Annotated in this window: 13 protein-coding genes; 11 read left to right on the forward strand and 2 right to left on the reverse strand. The window is 56.2% G+C overall.

All coding sequences use genetic code 11. The features are described from left to right. Positions 1 to 22 precede the first annotated feature (22 nt). The 4 genes from syd to KTJ90_RS04055 all read left to right on the forward strand — a co-directional run bounded on the left by syd (position 23) and on the right by KTJ90_RS04055 (position 2726). A complete protein-coding gene (gene syd, locus KTJ90_RS04040; RefSeq protein ID WP_499025953.1) occupies positions 23 to 571 on the forward strand; it encodes a SecY-interacting protein Syd in 549 nt (182 codons plus the stop codon). A gap of 587 nt (positions 572 to 1158) precedes the next feature. Continuing rightward, a complete protein-coding gene (locus KTJ90_RS04045) occupies positions 1159 to 1488 on the forward strand; it encodes a YqcC family protein (RefSeq protein WP_008927120.1) in 330 nt (109 codons plus the stop codon). Next, the gene (gene truC / locus KTJ90_RS04050) at positions 1488 to 2267 is read left to right on the forward strand and encodes a tRNA pseudouridine(65) synthase TruC (RefSeq protein ID WP_283544129.1); all 780 of its coding nucleotides are present in this window, start codon (positions 1488 to 1490) and stop codon (positions 2265 to 2267) included. Before KTJ90_RS04045 ends, truC begins: the two co-directional genes overlap by 1 nt. Positions 2268 to 2279: 12 nt before the next feature. Then, positions 2280 to 2726, forward strand: coding sequence for a flavodoxin (locus tag KTJ90_RS04055; RefSeq protein WP_033763211.1), 447 nt, complete (start codon positions 2280 to 2282; stop codon positions 2724 to 2726). Between the two features lie 78 nt (positions 2727 to 2804). Here the strand turns inward: KTJ90_RS04055 and garD are convergent, their stop codons facing one another. Then, positions 2805 to 4364, reverse strand: a complete 1560-nt coding sequence (gene garD / locus KTJ90_RS04060) for a galactarate dehydratase (protein WP_497817089.1) — start codon at positions 4362 to 4364, stop codon at positions 2805 to 2807. 574 nt (positions 4365 to 4938) lie between these two features. On the opposite strand from garD, the gene KTJ90_RS04065 reads away from it, so the two are divergent. The 6 genes from KTJ90_RS04065 to KTJ90_RS04090 all read left to right on the forward strand — a co-directional run bounded on the left by KTJ90_RS04065 (position 4939) and on the right by KTJ90_RS04090 (position 11919). Further along, the gene (locus KTJ90_RS04065; RefSeq protein WP_003854623.1) at positions 4939 to 6300 is read left to right on the forward strand and encodes an MFS transporter; all 1362 of its coding nucleotides are present in this window, start codon (positions 4939 to 4941) and stop codon (positions 6298 to 6300) included. Then, a complete protein-coding gene (locus KTJ90_RS04070; RefSeq protein WP_008927116.1) occupies positions 6297 to 7643 on the forward strand; it encodes an enolase C-terminal domain-like protein in 1347 nt (448 codons plus the stop codon). The genes KTJ90_RS04065 and KTJ90_RS04070 overlap by 4 nt, the downstream gene beginning before the upstream one ends. Positions 7644 to 7653: 10 nt before the next feature. Next, the gene (gudD, locus tag KTJ90_RS04075) at positions 7654 to 8985 is read left to right on the forward strand and encodes a glucarate dehydratase (RefSeq protein ID WP_499025955.1); all 1332 of its coding nucleotides are present in this window, start codon (positions 7654 to 7656) and stop codon (positions 8983 to 8985) included. A gap of 45 nt (positions 8986 to 9030) precedes the next feature. Then, positions 9031 to 9801 (forward strand): 2-dehydro-3-deoxyglucarate aldolase, encoded by a 771-nt coding sequence (gene garL / locus KTJ90_RS04080; protein WP_003854622.1) that lies wholly within the window; start codon positions 9031 to 9033, stop codon positions 9799 to 9801. Positions 9802 to 9820: 19 nt separating this feature from the next. Further along, positions 9821 to 10705, forward strand: coding sequence for a 2-hydroxy-3-oxopropionate reductase (gene garR, locus KTJ90_RS04085; RefSeq protein ID WP_003854621.1), 885 nt, complete (start codon positions 9821 to 9823; stop codon positions 10703 to 10705). Positions 10706 to 10779: 74 nt separating this feature from the next. Further along, entirely contained in the window at positions 10780 to 11919 is a 1140-nt protein-coding gene (locus tag KTJ90_RS04090) for a glycerate kinase (protein WP_110411048.1), read from the forward strand. 188 nt (positions 11920 to 12107) lie between these two features. Here KTJ90_RS04090 and barA read toward each other — a convergent pair whose 3' ends face one another. Further along, positions 12108 to 14837: a two-component sensor histidine kinase BarA gene (barA, locus tag KTJ90_RS04095; RefSeq protein ID WP_008927114.1), complete on the reverse strand. Its 2730-nt coding sequence runs from the start codon at positions 14835 to 14837 to the stop codon at positions 12108 to 12110. Positions 14838 to 14931: 94 nt separating this feature from the next. Here barA and rlmD point away from each other — a divergent pair, with 94 nt between their 5' ends. Continuing rightward, positions 14932 to 16248: a 23S rRNA (uracil(1939)-C(5))-methyltransferase RlmD gene (gene rlmD / locus KTJ90_RS04100; RefSeq protein ID WP_003854615.1), complete on the forward strand. Its 1317-nt coding sequence runs from the start codon at positions 14932 to 14934 to the stop codon at positions 16246 to 16248. Positions 16249 to 16266: the final 18 nt, after the last annotated feature.

A 16266-nucleotide genomic window follows, 5' to 3' on the forward strand; every position in this document is an offset into this window, starting at 1 on the left:
CCCATCAGAAGTGAGAATATGAATGATGCAGCAAACTGCCGCCGCGTTGCGCGACTTTACTACCCGATACTGCCAGCACTGGCTTCAGCAGGCGGGACATGCGCCGGCCAGCAGCGATCTTTATGGCGTTCCCTCGCCCTGCGCACTTGAGGATCGCGATCAGCGTGTGCTCTGGCAGCCGCAGCCTTTTAGTCTGCCACCGACGCTGGATGCCGTTGAACGGGCGATCGATATCCAGCTTCAGCAGTCGGTCACAGATTTCTATACCGCGCAGTTTGCCGGGGATATGCAGGCCACTTTTGGCGAGAATCAGCTGACACTGTTACAGGTGTGGAGTGAAGAGGATTTCCTGCGGTTACAGGAGAACCTGATTGGCCATCTGGTGATGCAGCGCCGCCTCAGGCAGTCGCCTACGCTGTTTATTGCCACAACCGATTCAGAAGAGGAGATCATCTCGCTTTCTAATCTCAGCGGTGAAGTGATTCTGGAGCAGCCTGGCCGCAAACAGCGTGCGATATTAGCCGAAAGTCTTGAGATATTTCTTAAGTCATTACAACCGGTTATCAACTGATTTGCAGTGATCGGCTGCTGACCTTGTGAGATATCTCTTACATCTTCTGTGAGAGATCGCCATATAACAGATGAGATATTCGGAAAACTGAAATGTAAAAATATTGTGAATCATAAACTTAATGGCGTTTATCTGAATATCTGCAGCACATTTCGTAAAGTTCCCTTCTGAGTGCCTTGTTTGCGTAACGGTTTCTGTCAAAATGTTTCTCACTGCAGGATGCTCAGGAAACAGATATCGTCAGGATGATGGTAAGCCATGAGGCAGGAACGTAACGGAGCTTACGGCACAGTGAAGGTTTCAGGACGAAACAGGATCGCTCAGGATTGAGTAAGGGACACCTCCAGGATGGAGAATGAGAACCCCTCAGAAGAGGCGGTGGGCCAGGAGGCTAAGGATACATCAGGACGATGCGCGACAGGAGTTCGCACTGGACAAGTTGTCATGGAAGAGCAGGGAGCATAAACGTAGCAGGATAGCTGCAAACGAACCGGGAGCACTGTTTATACAGTGCTCCCTTTTTTTGTGCCTGTGCCAACAAGTGATATGCTTGCCGCCCATTTTTGACTGCTCGCTGGAGGTGGCGCATGGCGCCTGAACAATTAATTACGCAACGGCTGGAGCAACTGGAAGCGGTGATGCGTGAGCACCATCTCTGGCAAAGTACTCCTCCGGCCGAGGGTGCGCTTAAGAGCCAGGAACCTTTTTGCGTGGATACACTGGAACCGCTGCAATGGCTCCAGTGGGTCTTAGTCCCGCGGATGCATGCCCTGATTGCCGCGGGACATCCGCTGCCGCAAAACTTTGCCGTTGCCCCCTATTATGAAGTGGCGCTGGTACCTGACCAGCCCGGCATTGCGCCGCTGCTGCTGACCCTGCGTCAGCTGGATGCCTTGATGAAGGATGCTGCCCACTGATGCTGGAGATACTCTATCAGGATGAGTGGCTGGTTGCCGTTAACAAGCCCAGCGGCTGGCTGGTTCATCGCAGCTGGCTGGATCGCCATGAAACGGTGTTTGTGATGCAGACTGTTCGTGATCAGATCGGACAGCATGTCTTTACCGCGCATCGGCTGGATAAACCTACGTCAGGCGTGCTGCTGATGGGGCTTTCGAGTGAAGTCGGACGTCTGCTTTCCCTGCAGTTTGAACAGCACCAGATGCAGAAAACCTACCACGCCGTGGTGCGTGGCTGGCTGGAGAGCAGTGGAACGCTCGATTATCCGCTGGTGGAAGAGCTGGATAAAATTGCCGATAAACACGCCACTGAAGCGCGCACCGCACAGCCCGCCGTCACCGATTATCAGTCACTGGCCACCGTTGAGATGCCGGTCGGCATTGGTCGTTATCCCACGTCGCGCTACAGCCTTGTAGAGATGGCCCCTAAAACCGGTCGTAAGCATCAGCTGCGCCGCCATATGTCACACCTGCGTCATCCGATTATTGGTGATTCTGCGCACGGTGATCTGCGTCAGAACCGGGGTGCTGCCGAACATTTCGGCGCTAACCGACTGATGCTGCACGCCAGCAGCCTGGCATTGACCCATCCGGTGACCGGTGAACCATTGCTGATACGCGCCGGACTGGATGGCGTCTGGCAGAATCTGATGAATCAGTTTGGCTGGCAGGAACAGATTCCTGAGGTGCCGCGGGTTGAGTTTAACGCAGCGCCAGGACAGGATAGCGTTTCAGAATAAGGGAGAAAGCAGATGGCAAAGATTGGTATTTTTGTAGGTACGGTATACGGCAATGCATTGCTGGTGGCGGAAGAAGCGGAGCCGTTACTGCAACAGCAGGGGCACAGCGTCACCGTATTTGATGATCCGACGCTGGCAGACTGGCAGAACGGTGCCGGCGATGTGGCGTTAATCGTCACCTCAACCACCGGCCAGGGCGATTTGCCCGATTCGATTTCCGGTCTGTTCCATGCGATCAAAGATAAGCTGGGTCATCAGCCTGCGCTGCGCTACGGCGTGATTGCGCTGGGTGACAGCAGTTATGACCATTTCTGTGGCGCGGGCAAAGCGTTTGATGCGCTGCTGCAGGAGCAGGGCGCTCAGCGGGTTGGCGAAGTATTACTGGTTGATGCCACTGAAAACCCTGAGCCGGAAGCGGTCACCTCTCCATGGGTTGAAGCCTGGGGCGCACAGCTCTGATTGCAACGGCAGGCTTATCTATGCCCTGGCTGAGATAAGCCTGTGTTGCGCGCACGGCGATGTCAGTTGAGTGCAATATCAGGTGACAGGTGCCGGGTTAAACACAGCCAGCTGATTACGGATACCCCAGCGATCGGACCAGGTCTGCTTCCTGCCGCTGGCAATGTCCAGAATCAACTCAAACAGTCGCCAGCCCACCTGCTCAATACTCTCTTCACCCGTCGCAATCGTTCCGGCATTGATGTCCATCAGATCGTGCCAGCGCTCTGCCAGCGCATTGCGCGTCGCCATCTTGATCACCGGAATCGCGGCCAGACCGTAAGGCGTTCCGCGCCCGGTCGTGAACACCTGTAACGTGATACCGGATGCCAGTTGCTGCGTGCCGCAGACAAAATCGCTGGCGGGCGTCGCCGCATAAATTAATCCACGCCGCGTAGGCCGTTGACCCGGCGAGAGCACTTCGACAATGGCGCTGCGTCCCGATTTGGCGATCGATCCCAGTGCTTTTTCCACTACGTTGGCCAGGCCGCCTTTTTTGTTGCCGGGAGACGGGTTAGCGCTGCGATCGGTCTGGCCCTGGTCGAGGTAATTGTCATACCAGGCCATCTCCTCCAGTAAGCGCTTACCAACTTCCTGATTGATCACCCGTGGCGTCAGCAGGTGAATGGCATCACGCACTTCAGTGACTTCAGAGAACATCACGGTCGCCCCGCAGCGCACCAGCAGATCAGAGGCGAAGCCCACCGCCGGATTCGCCGTTACGCCTGAGAACGCATCGCTGCCTCCACACTGCATACCCACAATCAATTCTGCAGCGGAGCAGGTTTCGCGCTGGCGCGCATTGAGCCGCTGAAGATGACGTTCTGCGACCTGCAGAATCTCATTCACCATCGCACCGAAACCCACCAGCTTTTCATCCTGCAAACGCACGATGTCATGGTCGTCCAGTGAAATGGCCTGCACGTCAGGCGTGCCGGTCAGCAGGCGCTCAGGCTGCAACTTTTCGCAACCCAGACTGACGATCATCACTTCGCCGCCGAAATTGGCATTCAGTGCCAGATTATGAATGGTGCGAATCGGCACCACCGCAGCAGGCGCGTTGATCGCCACACCACAGCCATAAAGATGGTTCAGGGCGACGACGCCATCCACATTCGGAAAGCGTGGCAGCAGATCCCGTTCAATGATCTGCACGACATGATCCACCACACCCGCCACGCAGTGGACACTGGTGGTGATGCCGAGGAGATTACGCGTACCCACGCTGCCATCCGCATTCCGGTAACCTTCAAAGGTGTAACCTTCTAACGGCGGCAAATCAGGCGGAACCTGCTTGGCTAACGGCAGGCTCTCCAGCGGAGGGGCTTCTGGCAGCGCAACAAGAGATTCATCAATCCAGCTGCCCTGGGCAATATCCCGCAGCGCATAGCCGATAACTTCACCATATCGCACAATCTCTGCACCCTGGTTAATGGCGCTTAGCGCCACTTTATGGCCCTGCGGCACATGTTCAGTAAGCGTCAGGCCATCCGCAAACTGCGTGCCGGCTGGCAGACCCATGCTGTTGACCACAATCGCGACATTGTCATGCTCATGGACTTTGATATAGAGCGGTTGTTCATCTGTATTGGGTTTCATCGCTCACCTTCCTGTCTGTCGTGCCGTACTTGTGCGGCACGTTGTAATGTTCTGATCTGTCACACGCGTGTTTGCCAGCTTCAGTATAGGGAGGCGTCGCACGTGGCGCATTGTGCAAATGACCACCATTGAGGTATTTCACCGCGTTGTTTTGGGTCGCTTATCCAAAAGCAAGTGAAGAGCCTCACAAACAGCGGGGTAAAGCGTTGTCAGCGGCTAATTTCGCCATGGTATTTGCCACTTTCGTGAGCCACACCGCAGCCTTTTGTGCATCCGCAAGATAATCACTTCATTAATAAGTTTATTCCAGGGCGATACGCCAATGTGATCGCTACGGGCTGTTCTTATACTGAGTTTCGTTAGCCAAAGTCAGGTTATCTGTCACGACGTATTCCTCATCTGATGCAGGGGCAAAGGCGCGTTAATGACCGCAGCTGTCAGCAGCCGGATGAATAAATAAAAGTTTGCCAAAACAAAAAGATCGCCGTGTTTAACCCAATTTCTCTCTGATACCCAACGCGATGTGTATGCAGTCAGAGCGGATGTAGCTCACGCTATATTTCAGGAGTGCATCATGAATAGTTTCAGCCAGACCGCGGAAACGGTGCAGAAGCGCACCAATGCCCGTTACTGGATTGTGGTGATGTTATTTATCGTCACCTCATTCAACTACGGTGACCGCGCAACCATTTCAATTGCCGGTTCGGCGATGTCCAAAGATATCGGCCTTGATTCAGTCGGACTTGGCTATATCTTCTCAGCGTTCTCATGGGCGTATGTCATTGGTCAGATTCCGGGCGGCTGGCTGCTCGATCGCTTCGGCTCAAAACGCGTCTACTTCTGGAGCATCTTCACCTGGTCGCTGTTTACCTTTCTGCAAGGGTTCGTCGATCTGTTCAGCGGCTTTGGCATCATCATGTCGCTGTTTATTCTGCGTTTCCTGGTCGGCCTGGCTGAAGCACCTTCTTTCCCGGGCAACAGCCGCATAGTCGCAGCCTGGTTCCCGGCGCAGGAACGCGGCACGGCGGTGGCGATCTTCAACTCGGCCCAATACTTTGCCACCGTGATCTTCGCACCGATTATGGGCTGGCTGGTCTCTTCCGTGGGCTGGGCGCACGTGTTCTGGTTCATGGGCGGCCTGGGCATCATCCTCAGTTTCATCTGGCTCAAAGTGATACACGATCCCACCGATCATCCTGGCGTGAATAAAGCTGAACTGGAGTACATGGAACAGGGCGGCGCGCTCATCAACATGGATGTCAAAAAGAACACCCGAAAAGTGAGCTGGAGCGAGAAGTGGTTCCAGATCAAACAGCTGCTGACGTCACGCATGATGCTGGGCATCTATCTCGGTCAATACTGTGTTAACGCCTTAACCTACTTCTTTATCACCTGGTTCCCGGTCTATCTGGTACAGGCGCGCGGCATGTCGATTCTTAAAGCGGGCTTTGTTGCGTCGATTCCGGCGGTGTGCGGCTTCCTCGGCGGCGTACTGGGCGGGGTGATCTCTGACTGGCTGATGCGTAAAACCGGCTCGCTGAATATCGCACGTAAAACGCCAATCGTTCTCGGCATGCTGCTCTCTATCTCAATGGTGATGTGTAACTACACCAATACCGAATGGATGGTGGTGTTCTTTATGGCACTGGCCTTCTTTGGTAAAGGCATCGGCGCGCTGGGCTGGGCGGTGATGGCAGATACCGCGCCGAAAGAGATCAGCGGCCTGAGCGGTGGTTTGTTCAACATGTTCGGTAACTTCTCCGGCATCGTCACGCCTATCGCCATCGGTTACATCATTGCCACCAGCGGTTCATTTGAAGGCGCGCTGGTTTATGTGGGGATTCACGCCTTTGTCGCGGCATTCAGCTTCCTGGTCATTGCCGGCGATATCAAACGTGTCGAACTGAAAACCTGGCCTGGTAAGGATGCATCATGAATACGCAAAGTTCGCCGGTGATTACTGACATGCGGGTTATCCCGGTCGCCGGTTACGACAGTATGCTGCTCAATATTGGCGGTGCACACAACGCCTGTTTTACCCGCAACATTGTGGTGCTCACTGATAGTGCCGGTCACACCGGCGTCGGTGAGGCGCCGGGCGGCGACACCATCTATCAGACGCTGGTGGAGGCGATTCCGCAGGTGAAAGGCCAGCAGATTGCCCGAATGAATCGTCTGGTGCAGCAGGTGCACAAAGGCAATCAGTCCGCCGACTTCACCACTTTCGGTAACGGTGCATGGACCTTTGAATTGCGGGTCAATGCGGTGGCCGCACTTGAAGCCGCGCTGCTCGATCTGCTGGGACAGTGTCTGGGCGTACCGGTGGCTGAACTGCTGGGGCCGGGCAAACAGCGTGATGAAGTCACGGTGCTGGGCTACCTGTTCTATCTTGGCGACCGCCGTAAAACCGATCTTCCCTATCTGAGCGGTGATCAGGCCAGCCACGACTGGTATCACCTGCGTCATCAGGAAGCACTGACCAGCGATGCTGTCGTGCGCCTGGCTGAAGCGGCACAGGATAAATATGGCTTTAAAGATTTCAAGCTCAAAGGTGGCGTGCTGCCGGGTGAGCAGGAGATCGCCACGGCGGCGGCGCTCAAGCAGCGTTTTCCCGATGCCCGTATCACCGTCGATCCCAATGGAGCCTGGCTGCTGGATGAAGCCATCGCGCTGTGTAAAGGAATGCAGGATGTGCTGAGCTACGCCGAAGACCCCTGTGGCGCGGAGCAGGGCTATTCGGGCCGGGAAGTGATGGCTGAGTTCCGGCGCGCAACCGGCCTGCCCGTCGCCACAAATATGATCGCCACCAACTGGCGCGAGATGAACCACGCGGTGATGGTCAATGCGGTCGATATTCCGCTGGCCGATCCGCATTTCTGGACGCTGAGCGGTGCTGTTCGGGTCGCGCAGCTGTGCGATGAATGGGGCCTCACCTGGGGCTGTCACTCCAATAACCACTTTGATATTTCGCTGGCGATGTTTACCCATGTGGGTGCAGCAGCGCCAGGCAACCCGACCGCGATTGATACCCACTGGATCTGGCAGGAGGGCGATCAGCGCCTGACGAAAAATCCGCTGCAAATCCGCAACGGCAAAATTGCCGTACCGGATGCGCCTGGCCTGGGCATTGAGCTCGACTGGGAGCAGGTAAACAAAGCCCATCAGCTTTATCAGTCACTGCCCGCCGGTGCGCGTAACGACGCCACGGCGATGCAGTATCTGGTCCCTGGCTGGACTTTTGATCGCAAGCGTCCGGCATTTGGCCGTGCAACAGCATAAGGAGCAAGAGATGAGTTCAACACCGAAAGTGACCGCCATGCAGGTTATTCCGGTCGCAGGCTATGACAGCATGCTGCTAAACCTCAGCGGCGCTCACTCACCATTCTTTACCCGCAACATTGTGATTATCAAAGATAACGCCGGACACACTGGTGTTGGCGAAATTCCGGGCGGCGAGAAGATTCGCCAGACGCTGGAAGATGCGGCCTCGCTGGTGATCGGCAAAACGCTGGGTGAGTACAAAAATACCCTCAGCCTGGTGCGCAGCACCTTTGCTGACCGCGATGCGAACGGGCGCGGTAACCAGACCTTTGATCTGCGCACCACGATCCATGTGGTGACCGGTATCGAAGCGGCGCTGCTTGATTTGCTGGGTCAGCACCTGGGCGTCAACGTCGCCTCGCTGCTGGGTGACGGTCAGCAGCGCGACCGCGTGGAGATGCTCGGCTACCTGTTCTACATCGGCGACCGCAATAAAACCTCGCTCTCTTATCAGAACCAGCAGAACGATCCGTGCGACTGGTATCGCCTGCGCCATGAAGAGGCGCTCACGCCGGATGCGGTCGTGCGTCTGGCGGAAGCGGCTTATGAGAAATATGGCTTTAACGATTTCAAACTCAAAGGCGGCGTGCTGCGCGGCGGCGAAGAGGCTGAAGCCGTTACCGCGCTGGCAAAATGTTTTCCTGAAGCCCGTATCACCCTCGATCCCAACGGAGCCTGGTCGCTCAACGAGGCGATCATGCTCGGCAAACAGCTTAAAGATGTGCTGGCCTACGCAGAAGATCCTTGTGGAGCCGAACAGGGCTACTCCGGTCGCGAAGTGATGGCTGAGTTCCGCCGCGCCACCGGCATGCCAACGGCCACCAATATGATCGCCACCGACTGGCGGCAGATGGGCCATACCCTGTCGCTGCAGTCAGTCGACATTCCGCTGGCTGACCCACATTTCTGGACCATGCAGGGTTCGGTGCGCGTGGCGCAGATGTGTCACGACTTCGGTCTGACCTGGGGCTCGCACTCCAATAACCACTTCGACATTTCGCTGGCGATGTTCACTCACGTTGCCGCTGCCGCGCCGGGTGCGATTACCGCCATTGATACCCACTGGATCTGGCAGGAGGGCAATCAGCGTCTGACCAAAGAGCCGTTCCAGATTAAAGGCGGTATGGTGCAGGTGCCGCAGAAACCGGGTCTCGGCGTAGAGCTGGATATGGATCAGGTGATGCAGGCCAATGCGCTCTATCAGAAGCAGGGACTGGGTGCACGTGACGATGCTGAAGCGATGCAGTTTTTAGTGCCGGGATGGACGTTCGACAATAAGCGCCCATGCCTGGTTCGTTAACCTTTTCGGCTCCCCAAGCGGAGCCATCGTCACAGGAGTTCAACCATGAGTAATGCAGCCTGGCCCAATGGATTTCGTCGTCGCCTGTTAGCGGGCGATACCCTGATTGGCAGCTGGTGCGCGCTGGCCAGTCCGATCTCGACTGAAATTCTGGGGCTGGCCGGTTTCGACTGGCTGGTCCTGGATGGAGAGCACGCGCCCAACGACATCACCACCTTTGTACCGCAGCTGATGGCGCTGAAAGGCAGCCACAGTGCGCCCGTGGTGCGTCCGCCCTGCAACGAGCCGGTGATCATTAAGCGTCTGCTGGATATCGGGTTTAACAATCTTCTGGTGCCGTTTGTCGAAACCGAAGAGGAAGCCCTGCGGGCTGTTGCCTCAACCCGCTATCCGCCAGCCGGGATTCGTGGTGTTTCGGTGTCGCATCGCAGCAACATGTACGGCACGCTGCCGGATTACAACAGCACCATCAATGACAACATCACGGTGCTGGTGCAGATCGAAACTCAGCAGGCGGTTGACAACATTGATGCCATCGCAGCGGTGGACGGTGTCGACGGCATTTTTGTCGGGCCGGGCGATCTCTCCGCTGCGCTGGGCTATCTCGGTCAGCCCGCACATCCCGAAGTACTGAAAGTGATTAAGCACATTTTTGAACGAGCCAAAGCCGCCGGTAAGCCGAGCGGCATTCTGGCACCGGTAGAAGCGGACGCGCGTCGCTATCTGGAGTGGGGCGCCACCTTTGTGGCTGTCGGCAGCGATGTCGGGATGTTCCGCAACGCCTCGCAGGCGTTATGCGACAAATTTAAGCGCTAATCGATTAAGGGGAAACGTCATGAAAATTGGATTTATCGGCCTGGGCATCATGGGCAAACCCATGAGTAAAAATCTGGTGAAAGCCGGGTATTCGCTGGTAGTGCGCGACAACAACACCGAAAACGAAGCGGAACTGGCTAAACTGGGTGCAACCGTGGCGAAAACGCCAAAAGAGGTGGCTGAGCAGTGCGATGTGGTGATTACCATGGTGCCTAATTCACCGCAGGTTATTGACGTCTGCCTGGGGAAAAACGGCATTATCGAAGGGGCGAAGCCAGGTCTGGTGGTCATCGACATGAGTTCCATTGCGCCGCTGGCGAGCCGTGAGGTACACGATGCGCTGGCAGAAAAGCAGATCAAAATGCTCGATGCGCCGGTCAGTGGCGGCGAACCCAAAGCGATTGAAGGAACGCTTTCGGTGATGGTCGGCGGTGATAAAGCCGTGTTCGATTCCTGCTATGACATCATGAAAGCGATGGCGGGCTCGGTGGTGCATACCGGCGACATCGGTGCGGGCAACGTGACTAAGCTGGCTAACCAGGTGATTGTGGCACTGAACATTGCGGCGATGTCCGAAGCGTTATCGCTGGCGACCAAAGCGGGTGTGAATCCGGATCTGGTTTATCAGGCGATTCGTGGCGGCCTGGCGGGCAGCACGGTGCTGGATGCCAAAGCGCCGATGGTGATGGATCGTAACTTCAAGCCCGGTTTCCGGATTGACCTGCACATCAAAGATCTGGCGAACGCGCTGGATACGTCGCACAGCATCGGTGCGCACCTGCCGCTGACGGCAGCAGTGATGGAGATGATGCAGGCGCTGCGCAATGACGGGCAGGGTAACGCCGACCACAGCGCACTGGCCTGCTATTATGAGAAGTTAGCGAAGGTTGAAATCGCCCGCTAAAACCCGATGCCGGTCTCCCCAACACCGGACTGGTTCAGAGCCGTTTCAATCACCCAACTGCGCTCGGATTGCCTATGAAAATCGTAATCGCACCGGATTCATATAAAGAGAGTTTATCCGCCCTGGATGTGGCATCGGCGATTGAAGCGGGTTTCCGTGACATCTTCCCCGATGCACATTACGTGAAAATACCGGTCGCCGACGGTGGCGAAGGCACGGTAGAAGCGATGGTGGCGGCGACGAAGGGAAAAATCGTCAGGCTGAAGGTGACCGGACCGTTGGGCACGCAGGTTGATGCCTTTTATGGCCTGTCCGGCGATGAGTCCACGGCCTATATCGAAATGGCCGCGGCCAGCGGACTGGAACAGGTTCCGGCAGCACAGCGTGACCCGCTGATAACGACCTCATTCGGCACCGGCGAGTTGATCAGGCATGCGCTGGATAAGGGCGTCGGCCATATCATCATTGGTATCGGCGGCAGCGCCACCAATGATGGCGGTGCCGGGATGATGCAGGCGCTCGGCGCCCGACTGCTGGACGCCCAGGGCGGCGAGATTGGTCACGGAGGCGGCGCACTCTCTGCGCTTGCCAGCATTGATATTGATGCACTGGATGCCCGCATTCATCAGTGCCGCATCGAAGTGGCGTGTGATGTTTCTAATCCGCTCACCGGAAAAGAAGGCGCATCGGCCATCTTCGGTCCGCAGAAAGGCGCGACACCGGCGCTGGTGCAGCAGCTCGATCAGGCATTGGTGCATTACGCCGCCATTATTCATCGCGATCTGGATATTGATGTCCTGCACATTCCTGGCGGTGGTGCAGCGGGCGGGATGGGGGCGGCACTGCACGCCTTTTGTCGGGCGGAACTGCGACGCGGCATTGAAATTGTCACAGAGGCGCTGGGGCTGGCTGACCAGGTGAAAGATGCTGATCTGGTGATTACCGGTGAAGGGCGTATCGACAGCCAGAGTATTAATGGCAAGGTGCCAATTGGTGTCGCCAGCGTGGCAAAACGTTTTAACAAGCCAGTGATTGGTATTGCCGGCAGCCTGACGGCGGATGTTGGCGTGGTGCATCAGCATGGAATCGATGCGGTATTCAGCGTGCTCTACACCATCTGTTCGCTGGAAGAGGCACTGGCCAGTGCCGGAAAAAATGTTGAGATGACGGCACGTAACGTGGCTGCCACGCTGAAACTGGCCGGATTCAGGTAACCGGCAGGCGCACCTGATTATTAAGCCCAGCCGGATTGAGCGGACATTGAGCAGACTGAAAAGGGCGTTGATATTCAGAATGTCTGTTTAAGCACCACGCTCTTTTCTGGCCAGCGCGCTGTAAGTTAGCCCTGCAAGCCGGTTAGCATTTGAGACAGTGGCAGGTTCGGCGACAGCTGCCGCCAGCCTTATCCAATTCCTAACAGCTGACGGGCTTCTCTGGCGACGTTTTCCATCTCATCCTGCAACTCCAGCAGCTCCGGTTCCAGTGCCGCGATGTCGCTGGCCTCCAGCAGTCCTCGCTCCAGCTGATGGCAGAGTTGTTTCATGCGCGGTACGCCGCTGTAGCTGGCGCTGCCGTGCAGCTTGTGAATAATCTCACGCAGGGCGTTGACCTCATTGGTCGCCATAAACTGCGCCATCTTCGCATGCACTTCCGGTAAAAATTCCAGCAGCATCCGCAGCAGATCACGTGCCAGATCGGGTTTATTCGCCGCCTGTCGCAGCGCCAGTTGCCAGTCGAGCGTGGGTAATATTGGCAGCAGTTCAGGCACAGGGACCACCGGCGGCGGCGTATAGCGCGCCAGCAGCTGTCTTAACTTGCTCTCATCAATTGGCTTCGCAAGGTAGTCATTCATGCCTGCCTTGATCAACTGCTCGCGCTCGCCATCAATGGCATGGGCGGTCACTGCTACAATCGGCGTACTGGCGTGTTGAGGCAGGCTACGGATAATTTCGCTGGCGCGAATGCCATCAATCTCAGGCATCTGAATATCCATCAGAATCACATCCAGCGGCTGCTGACGAGCCTCGCGAATAGCGTGTTCAGCGCTGCTGCACAGCAGGATATTCTGCACCTGCTCCTCGAGCAGCGCGCCAATCAGTTTAAGATTGGCAGGATTATCATCCACCGCCATCACCGTCAGCGGCAGGCGGGGAGATGGCGGCAGTTCACTCATCTGACGGGTATGGAGATCCAGTAACATCGGCAGGAGTCGCGTCAGAGAGATTGGTTTCGCAATGCAGCCGTCAATGCCCCGCGCCTTCAGCTCATCAGCCAGCAACATCATCGGGCTGGGAAGCGCCATCAGCACATTGTCAGCCCGATCCAGCAGCCCATTAATCCTGCGCTCGTTGAGCAGTTCGGGCTGGCTGATATCGACGGGCATCGCCATCAGCAGCAGCGGATAGTGAGGTGCTTTTAATCCCTCCAGCGTTTCGCTGTAGTCAATCTGCAACGGTGTCGCGCTCAGCATCTCCAGCGCTGCGCTGGCAACATAAGCATCCGGTTCCACGTAGGCAATGCGCGCATGTGACAGCGCATCCAGCACGCGCGGCATGCCGGGTGCATTAGGATTAAGATCCAGCTGTACGCGAATGACAAACACAGAGCCTTGATCCGGCTGGCTGCTAAAGGTTATTTCGCCGCCCATCTCCCGTACCAGTTTCTGGGTGATGACCAGCCCCAGCCCGGTACCGCCATGACGGCGCGAAATACTGGCGTCAGCCTGACGAAACGCCTGAAACATCTGGGTCTGTTGCTGCTCAGAGATGCCGATGCCGCTGTCCTCAACCTGAATCTCCAGCTCGACGCGCGACTGCGTAATCACCCGCTGTCCGACGCGCAGGCCGATGTATCCCTTCTCGGTAAACTTGATGGCGTTTCCGATCAGGTTGATCAGGATCTGTTGCAGGCGCAGCGCATCGCCAATCACGTTGTCCGGCACGCTGCTGTCACACACCACCGTCAGCTCCAGCCCTTTGTCATGTGCTGACGGCGCCAGCAGCACCAGGGTTTCATCCAGCGTGGCGCGTAGCGGGAAGGGGATGGCCTCCAGCATCAGCTTGCCCGCTTCCAGCTTCGAGAAATCGAGCACGTCATTGATGATGCTGAGCAGGTTATTAGCCGAACGTTCAATGGTCTGCATATAGTCACGCTGCGTCGTGCGCAGCTGGGTTTTCAGCATCTGGCGGGTAAAGCCCAGCACGCCATTCAGCGGCGTTCGCAGCTCATGGGACATATTGGCCAGAAACTCAGATTTGATGCGCGCCGCTTCCTGGGCGCGTTTCTTCGCCAGATCCAGCTCAACGTTCTGAATCTCCAGCTGTTCCAGTGTTTCCCGCAGATCGTAAGTCGCCTGGTCGATGTTGTGCTGCATCTCTTCGTGATAGGCAGTCAGCGACATGGCCATCGCGTTAATCCCGTTTTTCAGAATGCTGAGTTCACCCAGCATGTAACCCTCAACGCGGCTATCAAGCTGGCCGCGACGGATGCGGTCAACGGTGGTGACCATATTGCGGATCGGGCCGGTGACATCGCGCATCAGACGGTAAGCAAACAGCATGGCAAGGCAGAGGCAGAAGAGCAGCATCAGCGTGGCGACAAACACCTCTTTATACTGCTGTAAACGCACTGACTGCAGATCCAGCTCTATTGCCACATAGCCCAGCGGATTGCCCGATGGCTTGGCATCTTCATCCGGTAATTCATCCACATCGTAACGTTCGGTGGTAATCGGCGTGCGCAGAATCAGTATGCTGCCGTGACGTTCCATAGAAACATCGTCGGGCAGACCGCGGATATCATCCTGTTGCAACAGGCTGAGGTTTTGCTTGTGATTGGAGGTGACATAGAGCTGATTGTGGTTATCAAACACCGAGATCGCCCGAACAATGGCGGAGTGGCGACGATGCAGCAGGCTGACCAGTTCACGCATGGCATCACGATTGTGCCAGGTCATGCTGTATTCGCTGGAAATCGCCAGGGGTTCGATGATGTTGGCCCCGGCATCGATTACCTGTCGCTGTAGCTCATTGTAGCGGTGCACCACAAAAAATGAGCTGAGCAGCAGGCCAACCATCAGCGTGGGTGCCAGAATTAAAATCATCATTCGCGCCCGAAGGCTGTATTTGGTCATAATAGTCGCCTGGCTACTCCGGCATTAACGTCCCTGTGCATGCTGTCGATAAAGCTATGCAGGTCGTTTTTCGATAAAGAGAATGAATAACACTATGGCGCAATTCTACGTTGCAAAACAGCGCGTGACGACGCAACAACGCCTTACCGTCACCATTGAGGAGCTTGACCCGTTTGGACAAGGTGTGGCACGCCACAAGGGCAAAACCCTGTTTGTCGCGGGTGCCCTGCCGGGTGAACAGGCTGAGATTGTGCTGACAGAGGATAAACGTCAATTTGCCCGGGCGAAAGTGACACGGCTGATTAGCCGCAGTCCGGCTCGGGTGACACCGCGCTGCCCGCACTATGATCGCTGCGGCGGTTGCCAGCAGCAGCATGCCGATGTGGCACTGCAACAGCAGAGCAAAGCGCAGGCACTGAGCCGGATGCTGAGCCAGGCCGCCTCACAGAGTGTCGCGGTGGATGAGGTGATCGCCGGTCAGCCCTGGGGTTACCGCCGTCGTGCGCGTCTGGGTCTGCAATGGCAAAATAAAGCGCAGCGATTGCAGATGGGATTCCGGCAGGAAGCCAGCAACGATCTGGTCGATATACAGCACTGCCCCGTTTTAGTGCCCGAACTTGAGGCATTGCTGGTTCCGCTGCACCAGTGTCTCAGCGACCTGCGAGCTGTCAGGCGTCTCGGGCATGTGGAACTGGTGCTGGCGGACAATGGCCCGCTGATGATTCTGCGCCATCTTGATGCGCTGCATACAGATGACCGTGAAAAACTGGAACAGTTTTCGCATAAACATCAGCTGATGCTGTTCTTGGATGCGGGCGATGAAAATCTGACGGCGTTAAGTGAATCGATGCCCTTTTATCACTCTCATCAACTTAAGCTAACCTTCAATCCACAGGATTTTATCCAGGTTAATGATGGGGTGAATCAGCAGATGGTCGCGAAGGCGATCGCCTGGCTGGATTTGCAGCCGGAAGACCGCGTGCTGGATCTGTTTTGTGGCATGGGAAACTTCACACTTCCTGTAGGAATCTTCGTACAAAATGTGGTTGGTGTGGAGGGGATTGCAGCATTAGTGCGGCAGGCAGCGTATAATGCTGATTTGAATAATCTTAAAAATGTAAGTTTCTTTCAGCATAATCTGGAAGAAGAGGTGTCGCGCCAGCCGTGGGCGACACAGGGGTTTAACAAGGTATTACTCGATCCGGCACGCGCCGGGGCTGCGGGCGTAATGGCGCATGTGGTTAAACTTGCACCAGAACGTGTGGTCTATGTTTCGTGTAATCCCACAACACTCGCCCGCGACAGCCAGATATTGCTGTCAGCAGGCTACCAATTGGAAAGGGTCGCGATGCTGGATATGTTTCCTCATACCCGTCATCTCGAATCCATGGTGCTGTTCAGAAAAACATAAGCGATGAATGTCGTTGTG

Origin of the sequence: Pantoea jilinensis, assembly GCF_019104105.1 — a bacterium.
Taxonomy (GTDB): Bacteria; Pseudomonadota; Gammaproteobacteria; order Enterobacterales; family Enterobacteriaceae; genus Pantoea; species Pantoea eucalypti.

Bases quoted from the DNA above. Each gene is read 5' to 3' on its own strand.
- syd (WP_499025953.1), top strand. From the start codon at position 23: ATGATGCAGCAAACTGCCGCCGCGTTGCGCGACTTTACTACCCGATAC.
- KTJ90_RS04045 (WP_008927120.1), top strand. From the start codon at position 1,159: ATGGCGCCTGAACAATTAATTACGCAACGGCTGGAGCAACTGGAAGCG.
- truC (WP_283544129.1), top strand. From the start codon at position 1,488: ATGCTGGAGATACTCTATCAGGATGAGTGGCTGGTTGCCGTTAACAAG.
- KTJ90_RS04055 (WP_033763211.1), top strand. From the start codon at position 2,280: ATGGCAAAGATTGGTATTTTTGTAGGTACGGTATACGGCAATGCATTG.
- garD (WP_497817089.1), bottom strand. From the start codon at position 4,364: ATGAAACCCAATACAGATGAACAACCGCTCTATATCAAAGTCCATGAG.
- KTJ90_RS04065 (WP_003854623.1), top strand. From the start codon at position 4,939: ATGAATAGTTTCAGCCAGACCGCGGAAACGGTGCAGAAGCGCACCAAT.
- KTJ90_RS04070 (WP_008927116.1), top strand. From the start codon at position 6,297: ATGAATACGCAAAGTTCGCCGGTGATTACTGACATGCGGGTTATCCCG.
- gudD (WP_499025955.1), top strand. From the start codon at position 7,654: ATGAGTTCAACACCGAAAGTGACCGCCATGCAGGTTATTCCGGTCGCA.
- garL (WP_003854622.1), top strand. From the start codon at position 9,031: ATGAGTAATGCAGCCTGGCCCAATGGATTTCGTCGTCGCCTGTTAGCG.
- garR (WP_003854621.1), top strand. From the start codon at position 9,821: ATGAAAATTGGATTTATCGGCCTGGGCATCATGGGCAAACCCATGAGT.
- KTJ90_RS04090 (WP_110411048.1), top strand. From the start codon at position 10,780: ATGAAAATCGTAATCGCACCGGATTCATATAAAGAGAGTTTATCCGCC.
- barA (WP_008927114.1), bottom strand. From the start codon at position 14,837: ATGACCAAATACAGCCTTCGGGCGCGAATGATGATTTTAATTCTGGCA.
- rlmD (WP_003854615.1), top strand. From the start codon at position 14,932: ATGGCGCAATTCTACGTTGCAAAACAGCGCGTGACGACGCAACAACGC.